This is a genomic window from Myxococcus xanthus (assembly GCF_013116825.1).
In the GTDB taxonomy this organism is placed as follows: domain Bacteria; phylum Myxococcota; class Myxococcia; order Myxococcales; family Myxococcaceae; genus Myxococcus; species Myxococcus xanthus_B.
On record NZ_JABFNS010000083.1, the window covers coordinates 13453 to 29728 of the forward strand.

The window sequence follows — 16276 nt, forward strand, 5'->3', positions numbered from 1 at the left end:
GCCTCCGCCTCAGTGCACCACGCCCCGCGCGGACATGGCCGCCTGAGGCGAGGCGGAAGGCTCGCGCATCAGCTTGTCGCCCGCGGCCTGGAGGACCTGGGTGGTGGCACCCTCGGGGTCGCGGAAGAAAGAGGGCGTCCACATCCGCACGAGCTGCCAGCCCTGGCCTTCCAGCACGCCCGTGCGGAAGAGGTCCCACTCCACGCGGTCCGCGGCCTTGGGGTAGCGCGTGCCGTCACACAGCACGCCGACGGTGACATCGCCTGGGCGGGTGGGGTGCCGGAGCGCGACGTCCACGCAGAAGCCATCATTGCCCCAGTGGACCTCCGAGGACACGCGGTGCTGCGTGGCCAGATGTCCTGCCAGGGCCTGCGCGAATGCCGAACCCGCGTCCGTGGGCCGCACGAACACCTCCGCTGTCTCGGCGGGTCGCTGCGTCTGGGCCAGGGTGTCCTCGGGCTCGCGCTGGGCGTCCTGGGCATAGGCCGACTCCAAGGCCTCCGCGAAGCGCAGGTAGGCGAAGAGCAGCCAGCCGCCGTTGGGCTGCCGGCCCGCTTCCATGGGGGGCGCGGACTGGTAGGACTCGCGCGGAATCGAGGTGACGAGGTGAATCTGCTCCCTCGCCCGCGTCACCAGCACGTTGAGCCGCCGGCCTCCGCCCGCGCTGCCCAGCGGGCCGAAGCGCCGGTAGAAGCGGCCGTGCCGGTCCGGGCCGTAGGTGGTGCTGATGATGAGGTGGTCCCGCTCGTCGCCCTGGACGTTCTCCAGGTTCTTCACGAAGAGCCCTTCAAATGAGCCCGAGCCCCGGCGCACGCGCGCCTCGGCCAGCCGCGCCGCGAAGGACGCGTCGCTGGCGGCCATCTCGTCGAGGACGTCGTTGATGGCGTCGCGCTGGGTGAGGTTGAAGCACGCGATGCCAATGGATGGCGGTTGCGGCCGTGAGAGCAGCTCCTTCACCAGCGAGCCCACGGCGCGTGCCTCCACCAGGTTGGTGCGCTTCTCATAGGTGCCGCCCACGGGGAGCAGCCGCAATGGCGCGTGGGGCACGCTGTGGGACGGGTGCGCGGGAATGGCCTGGAGCCGCTTGTCGTAGAAGTGGTCGTTGCTGAAGGCGATGAGGTCCGCGTTCTGGGAGCGGTAGTGCACGTCCAGGTAGCACTGGTCGATGTCGAGGTTGAGCGCCGCCGACAGCAGGTCCTCCACCTCGGATTGCTGCTCCTCGAAGAGGCCCTGCTCGCTTTCGGCCTCCTGCTCCGCGTTCTGCACCACGGCGGATTCGAAGAAGCGCGTGGGAGGCAACTGCTTCGGGTCACCTGCGATGACCACGCGGTGGGCGCGGGTGAGGACGGGCAGGGCCTCCTCCAGCCGGCACTGCGAGGACTCGTCGAAGATGACGACGTCGAAGATGGGGCGTCGGGGGAAGATCTGCGCCACGGTCTGCGGGCTGGCCATCCACACGGGGCGGACGTCGAAGAGCGGGTCGCCCCCTTCGATGCCTTGACCGGTGGCGATGACCTGGCGCACGCGCAGGGCGCGCTCTCCTCGCAGCATGAGTCGTCGGCGGAGCTCCGCGCCCTGCCCGTTGAGCCGGCCGCCCGTGCCCGCGAGCAGCCGCTCGCGCTGGCGCTGCGTCCAGCGGTGGACCAGGGCGTCGCGCACGAGGACCCGCTTCTTCTCCTCCAGCACGCGGTAGTGCGAATGGGTGGTGCGCACGCGCTCGGCGTCGATGTGCTGGAGCGCTGGCGCCTCCCTCAGGCGCGCGGAGGCTTCCGCCGCCAGCGTCGCCTTCAACACCGCGCGCCAGCCGGCCCCTGCCTCCGCGCCTTGACGCGCCAGCCGCTCCACGGCGGACTCCAGCGCCGGAGGCATGCCCGTCAGCACCGCGCTCATGCGCAGCAGACCTTCCACGGTGGGGAGCCGTGACACCAGGGCGGTGGTGACGGATGCCAAACGCTCGCCCGAGCGCAGCCCACGCGAGCGCGAGTCGAGCCATGACGCGGAGAAGAGCCCCGCTTCGGCGAGCCGGGCCTCCAGCCGCGCGACGGCGTCGCCTCGGGCCGCGGACAGCCGCAATCCCGCCAGCAGCGCCGCGCGAGCCTCCGCGTCCGCCGTCAGGGCCGCCCGCACCGCGTCCCGGCACGACGCGAGCAAGGGCGTGCGCTCCAACTCCTGCAGCAGCTCGAAGAGCGCCGCGTGGGTGCGAAGCGTCTGGGACAAGGACTCATCGGTGAGCGTCGCGGTGTCGCCCGGGACGAGCGTGGTGCGGTGGTACTCGGTGAGCAGCGCCCGGGCCTTCACGCCCGTGAAGAACCGCGTGACGCGCTCTGCGGCGAGGATGCTCAGCGTCAGACCGAACTGCTGGAGCACCCGGCGCGCCCCGGCCTTTCGCGCGAAGTAGAAGAACGCGTACCACTTGCGAGCGATCTCCAGGTACGAGCCCAGCGCGGCCATCGCGGGGGCCAGCACGCTCAAGGCCTGGGGCTGCTCGCGGTGGACCAGCGCCAGCTCCGCGTCCAGCGGTCCTTCCGCGAGCACCTGTCGTTGTGTCGCCAGCCCGTCGAGCTGAGTCCGCGCGGCCTGGACCGCGTCCGGCGTCGCCGAGCCCCAGCGCGCGAGGACGTCCGGACGGGCCGACTCCAGCAGGGGCGCCAGCTTCTCAGCGAAGGCGGCGCGCGCCGCGCCCTCCGCCCGAGGGTCCGCGCCGAAGACAGGCATGTCTGGTGACACGAGCGCATCCGCGTCCCGCGCCGCGCTGTCGACAGCGCTCAGGCGCTCGCGGTAGGTGGCCAGCGGCGTCGCCAGGTATGTGGCGAGCTCCCCGCCCAGGGCTTCGCGCCACGGGTTCTCCGGATAGCCTTCCTTGCCGCCGCGCTCCAGCACCTCGCGCACCTCGCGCTCGTGCGGCGTCACGTCGCCCATCCGTGCGTGGGCGAGGCTCGACACGGCGGGCGTGAGCGCGGCGGGGGCCTCCACGGAGAACCATTGGCCCACCAGTTCGTGGAAGGAGGGCGCGGTGCCTCCGTCGGGGCGCTCGGAGAGGGCTCGGTCGGCGGCCGTCAGCTCGTCATGGAGGGACTGGAGCTCCGTGTCGATGCGCGCCAGTTCCTTGGCCACGGCGGCGTCGGTTCGTGTCTCCGGCAGCGTGTCGAGCTGCTCGCGGATGCCCATGTAGAGGTCGCGCTGGTCACGCTGGGCGTCGTGGACGACGGCGCACAGGTGTCCCAGTCCGAGGTGGTCCAGGCGGTGCTTCACCACGTCCAGCGCGGTGCGCTTGTCGCAGACGAGCAGCACGCGCTCCCCGCGCGCCAGGTGGTCGCCGATGGCATTGGCGATGGTCTGCGACTTGCCCGTGCCCGGAGGTCCATGGATGACGAGCCCCCGGCTGCTGCGTGCCAGCCGCACCGCGCGCGCCTGGCACGGGTCCGCGAGTGTGACGAGCCGCTCCTCGCCCGTTTGCTTGAGCCCCTCCAGGTTGGGCTCGCCGCCGCCGTGTCCTGGGGGCAGGCCGAGAGAGACATCCACGCGGAGGAAGCTCTCCAGCGGGCCGGAGATGGGCTCTCCGTCCAGGAGCGCGCGCATGTCGTCCACGAGGCTCTGGTTGGACAGGGGGTACAGACCCAGCACGGCGCTGGGGAGGATGGCGGCCTGGGGCTGGGCATCGTCGCCACGCGGAATGGGGGCCAGGAGGGTTTCCGGCGTGAAGGGGGCGGGCGCGGGCAACTCCATGGCCTTGCACACGGCGGCCACCAATTCGTTCAGCTCGCGCCACGGGTCCTCGCCCGCTTCATCCGCGAAGAGGTCGCCCAGCCGCTGGCCCGTCTGTTGCTCCAGCCAGGCGAGCAGCGCGGTGTTGGGGGCCACGCGGTCCGCGCCGGCCTCGGCGCCTTCCAGCTCCACCGACGGCACGCGGCCCTTCTTGAGCGTGAGCCGCACGGGGATGAAGGCGATGGGGGCCAGGATTCGCCGGGTGCCGAAGCCGCGCTTGTCCTTGGCGCCCGGTGGCAGGTGGAGCAGGGGAAAGCCCACGTGGAGGACGTGCGCGCCGGTGTCCTGCTCGAAGGTACGGGCGTCCTCGACGATGGTGGCCAGCTTGCGGAGCAGGTCCTGCTGTTCCTCCTCCGCGCGGGAAGGCGCGGGGGCCTCATCCGCTGGAGGCGCGTTGTCGGGACGCGCGTGGCGGGAAGGCCCTTGGGGGGTGTCCAGCGGAAGCGCGGCGTCGGAAGCCACGTCGCGGGAAGGGACGTGGTCTTCGTCCAGTGCGTGCGCGGCCTTGGGCGCCGCGTCCGGCATGTCATCGGCATCCGTCCCCGTGGCATCGTCGTCCTGGGCGCGAGCGGCGCGGGCCTGGACGGAGCCCTTGCGCGGGCGAGCCTCGGGAGGAGGCGGCTTCACCACGAGCCGGGCCTGGGCCTTCTCTCCGAGAAGGGCGGCCAGCAAGGTGTGGGGCGCGGTGCCATCCAACCGGCTCAGCGTGGCGAGGTCCACGCGCTGGCGGCTGTTGTGCGGTCGGCTGTTGAGGCTGGGGCCGGAGGCGAGCGCGGCGTAGAGCCGCTCAAGCATCTTCTCCAGGACGCGGTTGCGGGGCTCGGGCGACAGGGCGACACCTCTCGACGGGAGGGGAGGCCGCTGTCTCTATCACGCGAGGGTGGCCCTGGGCCCGGGCTTCAGCCCGCCAGCGCTGCGGCGAGCGCCTGCGCCGCGGCCTCCAGCTCCCGCGCGGGGAGGTGGTCGGAGGCGGGGGCGTCGAAGGCGGCCCGTCCCCAGAGCCGCTGCGGCGTCTGCGAATAGCGGGGGACGAGGTGCAGGTGGAAGTGGCGCAGCACGTCGCCAATGGCGAAGGCGTAGGCGTGCTCGGCGCCCAGCACCTCGCGCTGGGCGCGCATGACCCGGGCGGCGAAGGGGCCGAGCTCACTCGCCGCGTCTGGCTCCAGGTCATACCAGGCGCGCACATGCCGGGCGCTGGAGATGACGACCCAGCCGGGCACGGGGCTGGGGCCCGCGACGCCATGCAGCACCAGTCCCGGCGCGCGCGCGATGACACCTCCCACGGGTCGTGTTTCACCGCGCACGATGGCGCAGCCGAGACATGGGTCATTTACATCCAAGACATCTGGCATGGGCTCACGCTAGCAGTCTGGGGAAAGCCCGGGTGGGTCACGCCATCGGGTCAGCGGTGACTCATGTCCATGAGGACATACGGGGTTATCCGAGTGATCCATGACACACCCGGTTACGGGCGTCTCGGCGGATGAGAACCCGCTCTGAATCAGGGGGGCTCCTTGACGGAACGGGCAGGTGTCGGAGAGTGTCCGGCTGACGCCTCATGGAGTGTTGGGGCGGCGATACTTGGGGACTTTTCTTTCAAGGCGGGGATGATGAAGAAGCATCTGGTAATGGCCGTGGTTCCGTTCCTGGCGTTCGGTTGTGGAGACGACCTGGTTGACGCGGACGGAGACGGAATCGCGGACGGCGTGCGCGAACCGGACACTGTGACGGTGGTGACGCCAGCCAATCCCAAGGGCACGGTGTCCGGTCAGGTGCTGAGCACGGACCTGCGGCCGCTGACCGAGGTCACGGTGGAGATGACCATCGGCAGCTCGGCGGAGCCGGTGTCGACCGTCTCGGATGCGAAGGGCAACTTCACCTACAAGAACGTCCCGGCCGGTTCGCACGTGCTGCTGACGTTCTCCAAGGCGGGCTATGCCACGCTGCGCGCGACGGCGCAGGTTCCGTCGTCCGCGGGCAACGTCCCCATCAACAACGGCAACGCGAGCTTCGGCCCCATCACCCTGGCGCGGCTGGACGGCACGCTGAACTTCCTGGTGGTGACGCCGCAGGGCCGTCCCGCGGCGGGTGCTCGGGCGACGCTGGAGGCCACGCCGGCGGGTGCCATCTCCAACGGCGATGAGTCCTCGTCGATGGTGAGCTCCGTGGTGGTGGAGGCGACCGCGAACGAGCAGGGCCTGCTCACCTTCACGGGCATCCCGAGCGCGTCTGAGCTGGCGCGCCTGCGCAACGGCAACGGCGAGTACAGGCTGTGGGTGTCGCCCATCGACGCCAACGGTGACGGCGTCCCGGAGACCGGCGGCTACGTCAACACGTATTATGGGGCCGAGGTGGTGGCCAACAGCACCACGCGGCTCATCAGCCTGCCGTACTCGCGGCCGCAGAACGTGCCGCTGAGCATCGAGAGCAGCAACGTGGCCAGCCTCCGGGGCGGCGGCGCTGACTTCCATCCTCTGCGCAACCTGGTCCGTGTGGGTGAGCCCATCCACCTGTTCTTCAACCAGCCCATCCAGCAGGGGTCGCTGTCCGTTCTGATGACGGGCGAGAATGCAGCGGAACTTCTGCCCGTGACGACCAACGTGGCGAATGGTGGCTACAGCGCGACCATCAACCCGGGTGGCGCCATTGCGGATGGCAAGGAGTACAATATCGACGTGCGCGCCGTGTCCGCAGAGGGCGGCAGCATGTACTCGCGGACCGGGTACTTCTTCACGGGTGACGCGTCGGCCGTGCGCCAGATGTCCATCGTGGAGTCCAAGTATGAAGAGGTGTCGGCGGTGGGCACCCCTGGTGCGGACCAGTTGAACTCCGGCGAGAGAGTCTTCCTGTCCTTCAATCACCCCATTACACGCCCGTCGAACGTGAGTGGTCACGTTTATGCTCATGTGAACTGGGATATTGGGGGGACTACGCCTGGGGTTATTGGAGACTACGCGGGAGAAGTGGGGCATCCGACGGGATTCCCGCTTGTCGAGGAGGAGCCAATTATTCCTCCTCGGACGGGCACTCGGCAGGAACTCCCCGCTTTCTTGATCATCAAGTCGGGTTACACCACGCGATGGGTGTTCACGTATTTCGGGTCGAACCTGATTCCGAGCACCAGCTTTGCCAACTTCGAAATTGTCGTGAAGTTCTCCGCCCTGCCGTCGCGCTCCATCAATGGGACCTACGAGAACTACATGGGGCAGCCTCTTGTCTTGGACTTGGCGAAGACCGGGCTGGTTCAGCTGCCCGCACTTGCTGCGTCTCCGTGACGCGCCTGCGTCGCTGACACGGCAATAAGTTGTTTCAAGGGCCCTCCATGGTTGTCCATGGAGGGCTCTGCATTTCAGGCGATAAGGTCACGCAGTCCATGTGGCGTCCATCAGCTTGGACCCACGGTCCGCGACGCTGTATGCCTTGGATTACGTTCCGGTTGGTTTCGCGAGGTAAATGGCTGGATTCCCAGGCATTGCTCTCGGAAAGAACCGGCATTGCCTGGCACAATCGCTGCAGTCGTGAGCCGATCCTATGGACTCGATCAGGGTTTTTGCAGTGTGTTTCAGTTCATTGTTCTGGGCTTGCATCAACGTGCCCGGAATCGAAGTTGTGCCTGAAACGCCGGACGCGGGACCTTCGAATCCCGCCGTGACGCTGTCGCTGTCGCGTGCGATCACGAATGGTGATGTCGATGTACGCGTTTCGGTCGCTGAGTTGGTGCCAGAGTCGGTCGAGCTGTTGGTCGATGGCGTCCCGGCAGCGACGTTGCCCTGGCCTTCCTACGAACTGCGTTGGAGCACCCGTGAACTGGATGAGGGCCAGCACGTCTTCACAGCAAGGGTATTACAGGGGGACCGCGTATTCGTGAGTGAGGCGAACGCACTCATTGTCGACAGGACGGCACCGCGGTTGGTGACGCAGAATCCGCGGTCCGGAGACCAGGAAGTCTCCGTGCATGCCCCCATTCAGGCCGTATTCTCCGAGGCCGTTGAGCCGACTACGGTGACTGCTGAGTCCGTCAGGCTCTTGGTCAATCAAATGGATGTCGCCGCGGAGGTGCGCCTGTCAGCCGAGGGCACGACGGTGACGCTGGCGCCTGCTGCGCAACTCCCCGTGGATTCAGAAGTATCCGTGATTATTGCGCCTTCGGTGACAGACATTGCGGGGAATGAACTGGATATAACGGCACTTGGCTGGGAGTGGAGCATCCCCAGGTACTTGCCCTACGGCAGGGCAATCTCTTCCGATGCTGCCGACGGAGCGGCTGTCTCGACGTTTTCGCTTGTGCAGGATGACAGAGGAAGGCCTGTCGTTGCCTTTGTCGATGGGCGCACGCCTTCGGACCATGGTGTCTACGTCATGCGGTGGTCAGGGGCGGCGTGGGAGCCGTTGGGGGGCGTACTTGGGGCCATTGCTGAGGAATCGGTCTTCAAAGATTGCTCCTTGTTGATTGCGCCAGGGAATGAGATTTTTGTGGCTTGGAGTAGGGAGACGGTGGACGGGGCTTCCAGTATTCATATCCAGCGTTGGAATGGAAGCAGTTGGTCTCTCTTGGGGTCCCCCGTCACGACAGTCAATCCGGACGCTAGGTTTGTCTCGTTCGGCTTTGCCGTGAATTCTCAGGGAGAGCGATATCTGACTGTCCTGGCGCAGGTTGCTGGGCCGTCGATGGTTGTATACGGTTTTCGTTGGGGGGCGGATCGGTGGGAGGAGTTGGGGCATTCGTTTTCTTTGAATGGGAGTCTTGTTTATTCTGGCTTTGGGGCGATGTTCGACTCGCTGGGGCGTCTGGTTGTTTTCTGGGTCACTCGGTCAGGTGAGCGGGGGGCCACATACGCTCATGTCAAAAGATGGACGGGGACACATTGGGAGGGAATGTACCCTTTGAATGATATTGGGGTAGGGGAACCGCCTGTTGTACCTGTGTTGGATGGAGCGGATCGCCTTCTCCTCGCCAGTTCAGGTCAGAGCGTCGGTGAGGGGAGACGGCCTTCTGTCGTCCGTTATGACCCGTTCTTGGGGTCCGAGCTCCTCGGCTTTTACCAAGAGGGCCTGTATCCCGGTGAAACAGACGCGACGGTGGAGGTCCTGGACTTCGACCCCGAGGGCCGGTTGGTCGCACTGCTCTCCGAACCTGAAATCGCGGGTGGTCCCGTGAACCACTATGTCCGCCGGTGGGACGAGAGTTCCTGGTTGCCTATGGGCGCGCCGCTGCTTCCCCGCCCAGGCGCTACGCCCGTGGGACCCGCCCAGTTCTTCATGACGGGCCCCGAGCAATGGGTGCTGGCCCGCATCGAGGAGTCCGCAGGCACCCCCAGCCGTCGCCACCTCTACGTCTACCGTCCCAACAACTGATTCACGGTCAACGTTTCACCTGTCGCCCCACCTGTTCTCCAATGAACACGTACTGGCACTCCGGTCCGCATTCGTTGAAGAGCCGGGTGGGGTGGGCACGTCGGGAGGGGCGTGTATAGATTGTTCAACGCCCGTTCCAACCCAAGAGGCGTCTGTCCCATGAAGAGCACGGCGATGACAGTCCCGGCAGAAGACATGCCAACCGCCAAGGAGCCCGCGGCGGGGGGGAACAAGAAGCGCGTGCTCGTGGTGGACGACTTCGACGATGCCCGGGAGATGTACGCGGAGTACCTGGAGTTCGTCGGCTTCGAGGTGGACACCGCCCGCAACGGCGTCGAAGCGGTGGAGAAGGCCAGCGAGGGCGAGCCCGACATCATCCTGATGGACCTGTCCCTCCCCGTCATGGACGGCTGGGAGGCGACGCGGCGCATCAAGCAGGACTCCCGCACCCGAGACATCCCCGTCATGGCGCTCACCGGCCATGTGCTCGCGGGGAACGCGGAGCATGCCCGGGACGCTGGCGCGGACGAGTTCGTCGCCAAGCCCTGCCTGCCGCAGGATTTGGAGAACAAGATCCGAAACATGCTGAAGCCGAGCAAGGGGAAGGTTCGGGGCGGCTGAGGCCGAAGGACAACACCACTGCTCGGCAACGGACACTCCATCGGCCCTGGCGTCCTGGAGTCTCCTCCCTCGCGGCCCGTTCAGTTGACCCCTGACGGACGGATGCATAGGCACCGGGTGTGGGCTCTCCGGCCGCCTCGCCGCCTCCAGATGCGTGGACTCCTCCCCAGGAGTTCGACGAGTACCGCCTTGTGCGGGCCATCGGGCGTGGGCGCACGGGGCGGGTGTTCCTGGCCCATGACACGTTGCTCGAGCGCCCCGTTGCCGTGAAGTTCATCCCCGCCCTGGGGCCCAACGCCCTGGCGCGGTTCCTCGTGGAGGCCCGGGCAGCCGCGCGCATCCAGCACCCCAATGTCGTCACCCTTTACCGGGTGGGACAATTGGAGGAGCAGCCCTACCTCGTCTCCGAGTTCATCCGGGGGATGAGCCTGGACCGGCTGCCCAAGCCCCAACCCTGGGAGCGCGTGCTGGCCATGGGGCGGGATTTGGCACGGGGCCTGAGCGCCGCGCACCGGCGCGGGGTGTTGCACCGGGACATCAAGCCCGGCAACGCCGTGCTCACCGAGGCTTGCGAGGTGAAGCTGCTCGACTTCGGCCTCGCGAAGCTCCTGGACCGGGCCGCCGGGGCGGGGGACGGCGCGCCGCCCGCTTCCGGGACTCCGCCGCCGGAGCTGCCTCCAGACCTGGAGCCGGAGGCCAGCCCGAACCTGGGCGCGCGCTCGCTGGACGGAATCTTCCTTCCATCGCTGCCGCGCGGCTCGCTGGTGGGGACGCCGTATTACATGTCCCCGGAGGCCTGGGCGGGAGAGGCGCTGACGGCGCGCAGTGACGTGTACTCACTGGGCGTCGTCCTGTACGAGCTGTGCGCGGGCAAGGGCCCCTTCCGGGACGTGCCGTGGCGCGAGCTCCCGGAGCGGGTGCGCCACCGGGATGCCAGCCCCCTGGCCCAGGTGGTGTCCGGCGTGGATGCCGGGCTCGCCGCCGTCATCGACAAGTGTCTGCGTCGCGAGCCATCCGAGCGTTACGCCACCGCCTCACAGCTGCTCGATGCCTTGGACGCACTGACGCGTGACGACACCGTCCAGGCGGTGCCGGAGGGCAATCCCTACCGCGGCCTCCAGGCCTTCGAGGCGGAGCACCGCGCCGTCTTCTTCGGCCGCCGCCGCGAGCAGCGCGCGGTGCTGGAGCGGATGCGCTCGGAGCCCTTCCTGCTCATCACCGGTGACTCGGGCGTGGGGAAGTCCTCCCTGTGCCTCGCCGGGCTGCTCCCCGCTGTCACCGAAGGGGGCCTGGAGGACGGGCGTCGCTGGCGCAGCGTGCGGCTGGTGCCGGGCCGCAGGCCCCTGGCGGCCCTGGTCGCGGCGCTCGCGCCCGTGCTGGAGACGGAAGAGGAGACCCTGGCCGAAGCCCTGCGCGCGGAGCCCACGTCCCTGGTGCGCCGGCTCCGCGTGAAGCTAGGGGCCCAGGAGGGGCTGCTCGTCTACGTGGATCAGCTCGAGGAGCTGGTGACGCTGGCGCCGCCGTCCGAGGCGGAGCTGGCGGGACAGTCTCTGGGGGCCCTCGCGGAAGGCGCCAGTGGCGTGCGCCTGCTCGCCACGGGGCGAAGTGACTTCCTCACCCGGCTGTCCGCCGTGCCCGGGCTGGGCGCGGAGGTGCCACGCGCGCTGTATCTGCTTCGCGCCTTGTCGCCCGAGGAGACACGGGAAGCCGTGACGGGCCCCGCCCGCGTGAAGGGCGTGCGCTTCGAATCCGACGCGCTGGTGGATGCGCTCGTCACCTCCACCCTGTCCGCGGCGGAGGGCGGCCTCCCGGTGCTCCAATTCGCGCTGGCCGAGATGTGGGAGGCGCGCGACGCGGCGGCGGGTGTCATGACGCAGGCGGTGCTCGACTCGCTGGGCGGCGTGGAGGGCGCGCTCGCGCGGCACGCGGATGCGGCGGTGGCCCGGCTGCTCCCGGACCAGCGGGTGGCGGCCCGGGGCGTGCTCCTGCGGCTCGTCACCGCGGACGGCACCCGCGCGCGGAAGACGGACCGCGAGCTGGTGGGGGACGACGCCCGCTACCGCGCCGCCCTGGAGGCGCTGGTGCACGCGCGGCTGCTCGTGGCGCGCGAGGCCCAGGAGGGCACGTCCTACGAGCTCGCCCACGAGGCGCTGCTCTCCGGCTGGGGCACGCTGGCGCGCTGGTTGGCCGAGGCCTCCGAGCGACGCGAGGTCCAATCCCGGCTGGAGGCCGCCGCCGCGCACTGGGAGAAGCTGGGCTTCCCGAGCGAGTCCCTCTGGGGCCCGCGTCAGCTGGAGGAGGCGCAGGTGCTCGACACGGGAGAACTCACCCGTCGCGAGCGCGACTTCCTGAAGGCCTCGCGCCGCACCATGGTGCGCAGCCGGCGGACGCGGCATGCGCTGGTGGTGGGCTTCGTCGTGTCCCTGGGGCTCGTCTACGGCGGGCTCAAGCTGAGGGAGCGTTGGAGCCTGGACCGGCAGGTGCGCGAGGAGCTGGGCCAGGCGGCCCAGGCCTTGAGCGCCGTGCGTCAGGACTGGGGCACGCTGCGCGCCGAGCGTGACGAGGCCTTCCGCCTCTACGGCACCGGCCGCCGCGCCGACGCGGACCGGCACTGGAACCGGGCCGGTGCGCAAGCGGGCCAGCTGCGCGGACGCTTCGACGAAGTGGCCGGGCGGCTGGAGCGCGCGCTGGCGTTGGCGCCCGGCCGCGTAGATGTGCGCGAGGCCCTGGCGGACTTCCTCTACGAGCGCGCCCTGTGGGCCGAGCAGGACGAAGACACCGCGGCGCTGCCCGCGTTGCTCCAGCGTCTGCGGCTCTATGACACGGCGGGCACGCGCTGGCGGCGCTGGAACGCCGCGGCCAGCCTCACACTGGAGACACCTGTCCCAGGGGCGGAGGTGGAGCTGCGTCCACTGACGCGCGATGCGCAGGGCAGGTTTCAGCTGGGAGAGCCCCTGCTAGCGGACCCGGGGCGCTGGCTGGACGCAGCCGTGGCGCCGGGCACGTACCAGATTTCCGCGCGCTCGCTCGGCTATGAGCCGGTGGTGCAGTGGGTGCTGCTCCGGCGAGGCGAGTCGCGGCGGCTCGGCGTGCCGCTGCCGCGCATGGGCAGCGTGCCGGAGGGCTTCGTCTTCGTGCCGCCGGGCGAGGTGAAGTTCGGCAGCGCGGCCGAGGCCAGCGTGCGCGAGTTCTTCAACGCCGTGCCCCTGCACCCCGTGGACGTCCCCGCCTTCCTGATGGCCCGGCACGAGGTGACGTATGCCGAGTGGCTGGCCTACGTGGAGGCGCTGCCACCCGCGCAACGCGCACAGCGGCTGCCGCGCGTGGGAACGGGCGGCTACGCGGGCCTGCTCACGCTGGGGCAGGTGGACGGCGTCTGGCGGTTGCGGTTCCAGCCAGGGAACGAGCTCTACATGGCGCGGGCCGGAGAGCCGCTGCGCTACGCCCGCCGCACGTCGCGCGCGGAGCAGGACTGGCTGCGCTTCCCCGTCAGCGGCATTACCTTCGCAGACGCGGAAGCCTATGCCGCGTGGCTGTCTGAAAGCGGCCGTGTCCCCGGCGCACGGCTCTGCTCGGAGCTGGAGTGGGAGCGCGCGGCGCGCGGCGTGGACGGGCGTGAGTACCCGCATGGCGACACCCTGGCCCCGGACGACGCCAACATCGACACCACCTACGGTAAGCAGCCCGGAGGCTTCGGCCCCGACGAGGTGGGCAGCCACCCCGCATCGCGCAGTCCCTTCGGCGTGGACGACATGTCCGGCAACGTGTGGGAGTGGACCCGCTCCTGGCTGGAGCCGGGCAAGGCCGTGGCGCGTGGGGGCAGCTTCGCCTTCGCGGCGACCTCGGCGCGCGCCTCCAACCGCGAGCTGCCGGAGCCGTCCCTGCGCGACGTGACGGTGGGCATGCGGGTGTGCGCGGACGTGGCATCCACCGCGCACCCCTGAGCCCGCCTGCTTGCCCTACATCCGCTCCGCGCGCTACCGGACGGAGGAACCCTGTGTCCGCCCTGGCGTCTGGGGCGGGTGATGCGCAGTGGACGAAGCAAGTGCCTGCGGGTCCCCAGGCGAGTTGCTGGGCGGGCGGCCGCTGCGGACATTGATTCCGTGGTCGGGCCGGGAAGGTGGTGGGTGATGGGTGCTTGGAAGCAGACGGTGGCGACGCTGGTCAGCGCGGTGAGCATGGTGGGCTGTGCGGGGAACGTGACGGAGGCGGAGCCGGTGGCGCTGCGCTCGGGCGTGGCGGAGCTGGTGGCGCCGAACGGACGGAACCTGAATGGCCGCAACCTGAATGGCCGCAACCTGAACACCCCCGAGCTGGGGCAGCTGCTCGTGTCCGTGGACCTGGCGGGCGCCCGCATCGCGGAGGAAGTCCTCGGCGCGGTGCGGCTGGAGGGCAGCGTCTTCCACGGCGTCGCCTCCAGCGGCCCGGTGTCCGGCCAGTCCTTCCTGGGCGCGCGCTTCACCGGCAACCTGAGCAGTGGTGACACCGTGGAGCTGCGCGTCGACGGCATCGAGCCTGGAGCGGGCGCGGACGCGGACGTCTGGGCGTACCACGTCTCCTACTACGACGCGGCGGATGCCCTTTGGAGGCCCGCGTGCGCGGCGGCGGACGGCTCCGCGCTGGGCGCCATCCCCGTCGCGGGCCGGTGGGACTACCGCCAGGGCGTGGCGGGCGGCGGCGCGAAGGTGGATGACGCCGCGCGCTTCACCTTCGCCTGCGAGGGTGCGGCCATCGCCAAGTGCGTGCGCTTCGGCTACCGGCCCTGGGGCACCACGGCGGACGGCCTGAGCCTGGCGGAGCACCATCAGGCGTGCACGCGCATGGTGCGCGCGGACTTCTGCGGCGACGGCACGTCGCACACCACGGATGGTCAGTGGGTGAACCTCCATGACGGCGTGAACGTGCAGACGGATACGGAGGCGTGGCTGCACGAGGCCGAGTGGGACGCCGATGGTGCGCGCTGCTTCACGCAGACGAGGCGCGCGGCACAGCCCGTGAGCTGCCCGGGGCAGACGCAGGGCACCCAATGCGGCAAGTGGGCTCACTTCCAGGCCGGCACGCTCATCATGAGCGAGGTCCCTCCCGCGCAGTAGGCGCCGTCCGCTTGGCGTGCCTGAGAAGGCTCGCCAGCCCGTCAGCCCGGCCTGCTTGCTGGCGGTGGACCTTGTTGTCCTCGGCTACCGGGGGCAAGGGGCCGACACCATGGTTAGCCGGCTCGCCGTGGGGGGCGGGGATGGGAGACGCGCTGTGAGACGGGCTCGAATACGACAGGTCTTCGGCGGAACCTCGGCGGGGATTCTGATGGGGCTCTGCGCCCTGTCTGGTTGCCGCGAGGGTGAGGAAGCAGCGCCCGCGCCTCGACAAGAGGAGCTGGAGGTGACGCTGGGCCCGGAGAACGTGGCCCGCGCCGAGGTGCGGCGGCTGCGCTCCGGCCCTGGCATCTCCGGCAACCTGCAGGCGCGCACGGCGGCGGCGGTGCGCGCGGAAGTGGGCGGCACCATCCTCGACATCAAGGCCCAGCAGGGCCAGGTGGTGAAGAAGGGCGAGGAGCTGGCGCGCATCGAGGACGTCACGCTGAAGGACCAGCTCATCGCGGCGTCGGCGGCGGTCCGCACGGCCCGCAGCGCGCTCCAGGTGGCCGAGGCCGAGCAGGAGCGCGCCACGAGGCTGTCCAAGGCGGGCGTCATCACCCAGCGCGACTTCGAACGGGCGGAGCTCTCCGTGGAGCAGGCCAAGGGGCAGCTCGCGGAGGCGCGCTCCCGGCATGCCCTGGCGCGGGAGCAGCTCAACCGCGCGCGCGTCGTGGCGCCCTTCGCGGGCGTGGTGAGCGAGCGGCAGGCCAGCGCGGGCGATGTCGTCCAGCCAAGCGCGCCGCTCTTCACGGTGGTGGACCCGCGCACGTTGCGCCTGGAGGCTTCCGTGCCCGCCGCGCAGCTCGAACAGGTGAAGGTGGACACGCCGGTGGAGTTCCACGTGACGGGCTACGGGGACCGCGCCTTCCGCGGCACGGTGGAGCGCATCAACCCGGTGGTGGACCCGGCCACCGGCCAGGTCCGCATCTACGTGGCCATTCCCAACACGGACCTCCAACTGCTGGCCGGCCTCTTCGCGGAGGGGCGCGTGGCCTCGAAGGGCACGCAGGCGGTCGCGATTCCCATCGACGCCATCGACGACACGGGGACCGAGCCCTCCGTGCTGCGCATCCAGGAAGGGCGCGTGCGGCGGGTGAGCGTCACATTGGGCCTGCGCGACGAGGTGGCGCGGCAGGTCGAGGTCCGCTCAGGCCTGGAGGACGGCGACGTGGTGTTGCTGGGCGCCGCGCGGAGCGAGGTGGCGGAGGGCGGGCGCGTGAAGGTGTCGCCCCCGCGGCCTGACTCGAAGCCCGTGGAGGAGGCGGGGCCCGGCGTTGGCGGTTCGGAGGCACCTCCGCACCCGTCGTCGGGAGCAAGGCAGCCCACGCCTCGGCCCGCGGCCACGCAACCACCGGCGGAGGACGTTGCGCCGTCCCACTGATGCGCCACGCCTGGAGTCACGT

The 16276-nt window shown here is 69.7% G+C and carries 8 protein-coding genes; 6 read left to right on the forward strand and 2 right to left on the reverse strand.

Annotated elements, in window-relative coordinates:
- Window positions 1-9: 9 nt before the first annotated feature.
- Together HNV26_RS23060 and HNV26_RS23065 are read right to left on the reverse strand one after the other, a co-directional pair.
- The gene (locus tag HNV26_RS23060) at window positions 10-4560 is read right to left on the reverse strand and encodes an AAA domain-containing protein (RefSeq protein WP_253816931.1); all 4551 of its coding nucleotides are present in this window, start codon (window positions 4558-4560) and stop codon (window positions 10-12) included.
- A gap of 104 nt (window positions 4561-4664) precedes the next feature.
- The gene (locus HNV26_RS23065) at window positions 4665-5117 is read right to left on the reverse strand and encodes an HIT family protein (RefSeq protein WP_140860284.1); all 453 of its coding nucleotides are present in this window, start codon (window positions 5115-5117) and stop codon (window positions 4665-4667) included.
- Window positions 5118-5372: 255 nt separating this feature from the next.
- On the opposite strand from HNV26_RS23065, the gene HNV26_RS23070 reads away from it, so the two are divergent.
- The 6 genes from HNV26_RS23070 (at window position 5373) to HNV26_RS23095 (ending at window position 16254) form a co-directional block, all read left to right on the forward strand.
- On the forward strand, window positions 5373-7040 hold the full coding sequence (locus tag HNV26_RS23070; RefSeq protein WP_171443191.1) for a carboxypeptidase-like regulatory domain-containing protein: 1668 nt from the start codon (window positions 5373-5375) through the stop codon (window positions 7038-7040).
- A gap of 373 nt (window positions 7041-7413) precedes the next feature.
- On the forward strand, window positions 7414-9120 hold the full coding sequence (locus HNV26_RS23075; protein ID WP_366816925.1) for an Ig-like domain-containing protein: 1707 nt from the start codon (window positions 7414-7416) through the stop codon (window positions 9118-9120).
- Between the two features lie 159 nt (window positions 9121-9279).
- Window positions 9280-9741, forward strand: a complete 462-nt coding sequence (locus tag HNV26_RS23080; protein ID WP_090486438.1) for a response regulator — start codon at window positions 9280-9282, stop codon at window positions 9739-9741.
- Window positions 9742-9860: 119 nt separating this feature from the next.
- A complete protein-coding gene (locus tag HNV26_RS23085; RefSeq protein WP_171443189.1) occupies window positions 9861-13685 on the forward strand; it encodes an nSTAND1 domain-containing NTPase in 3825 nt (1274 codons plus the stop codon).
- A 78-nt stretch (window positions 13686-13763) separates the two neighbouring features.
- Window positions 13764-14834: an ADYC domain-containing protein gene (locus HNV26_RS23090; RefSeq protein ID WP_171443188.1), complete on the forward strand. Its 1071-nt coding sequence runs from the start codon at window positions 13764-13766 to the stop codon at window positions 14832-14834.
- 154 nt (window positions 14835-14988) lie between these two features.
- Window positions 14989-16254 carry an efflux RND transporter periplasmic adaptor subunit gene (locus HNV26_RS23095; RefSeq protein WP_171443187.1) on the forward strand — a complete coding sequence of 422 codons (1266 nt, stop codon included), beginning with the start codon at window positions 14989-14991 and terminating at the stop codon, window positions 16252-16254.
- Window positions 16255-16276: the final 22 nt, after the last annotated feature.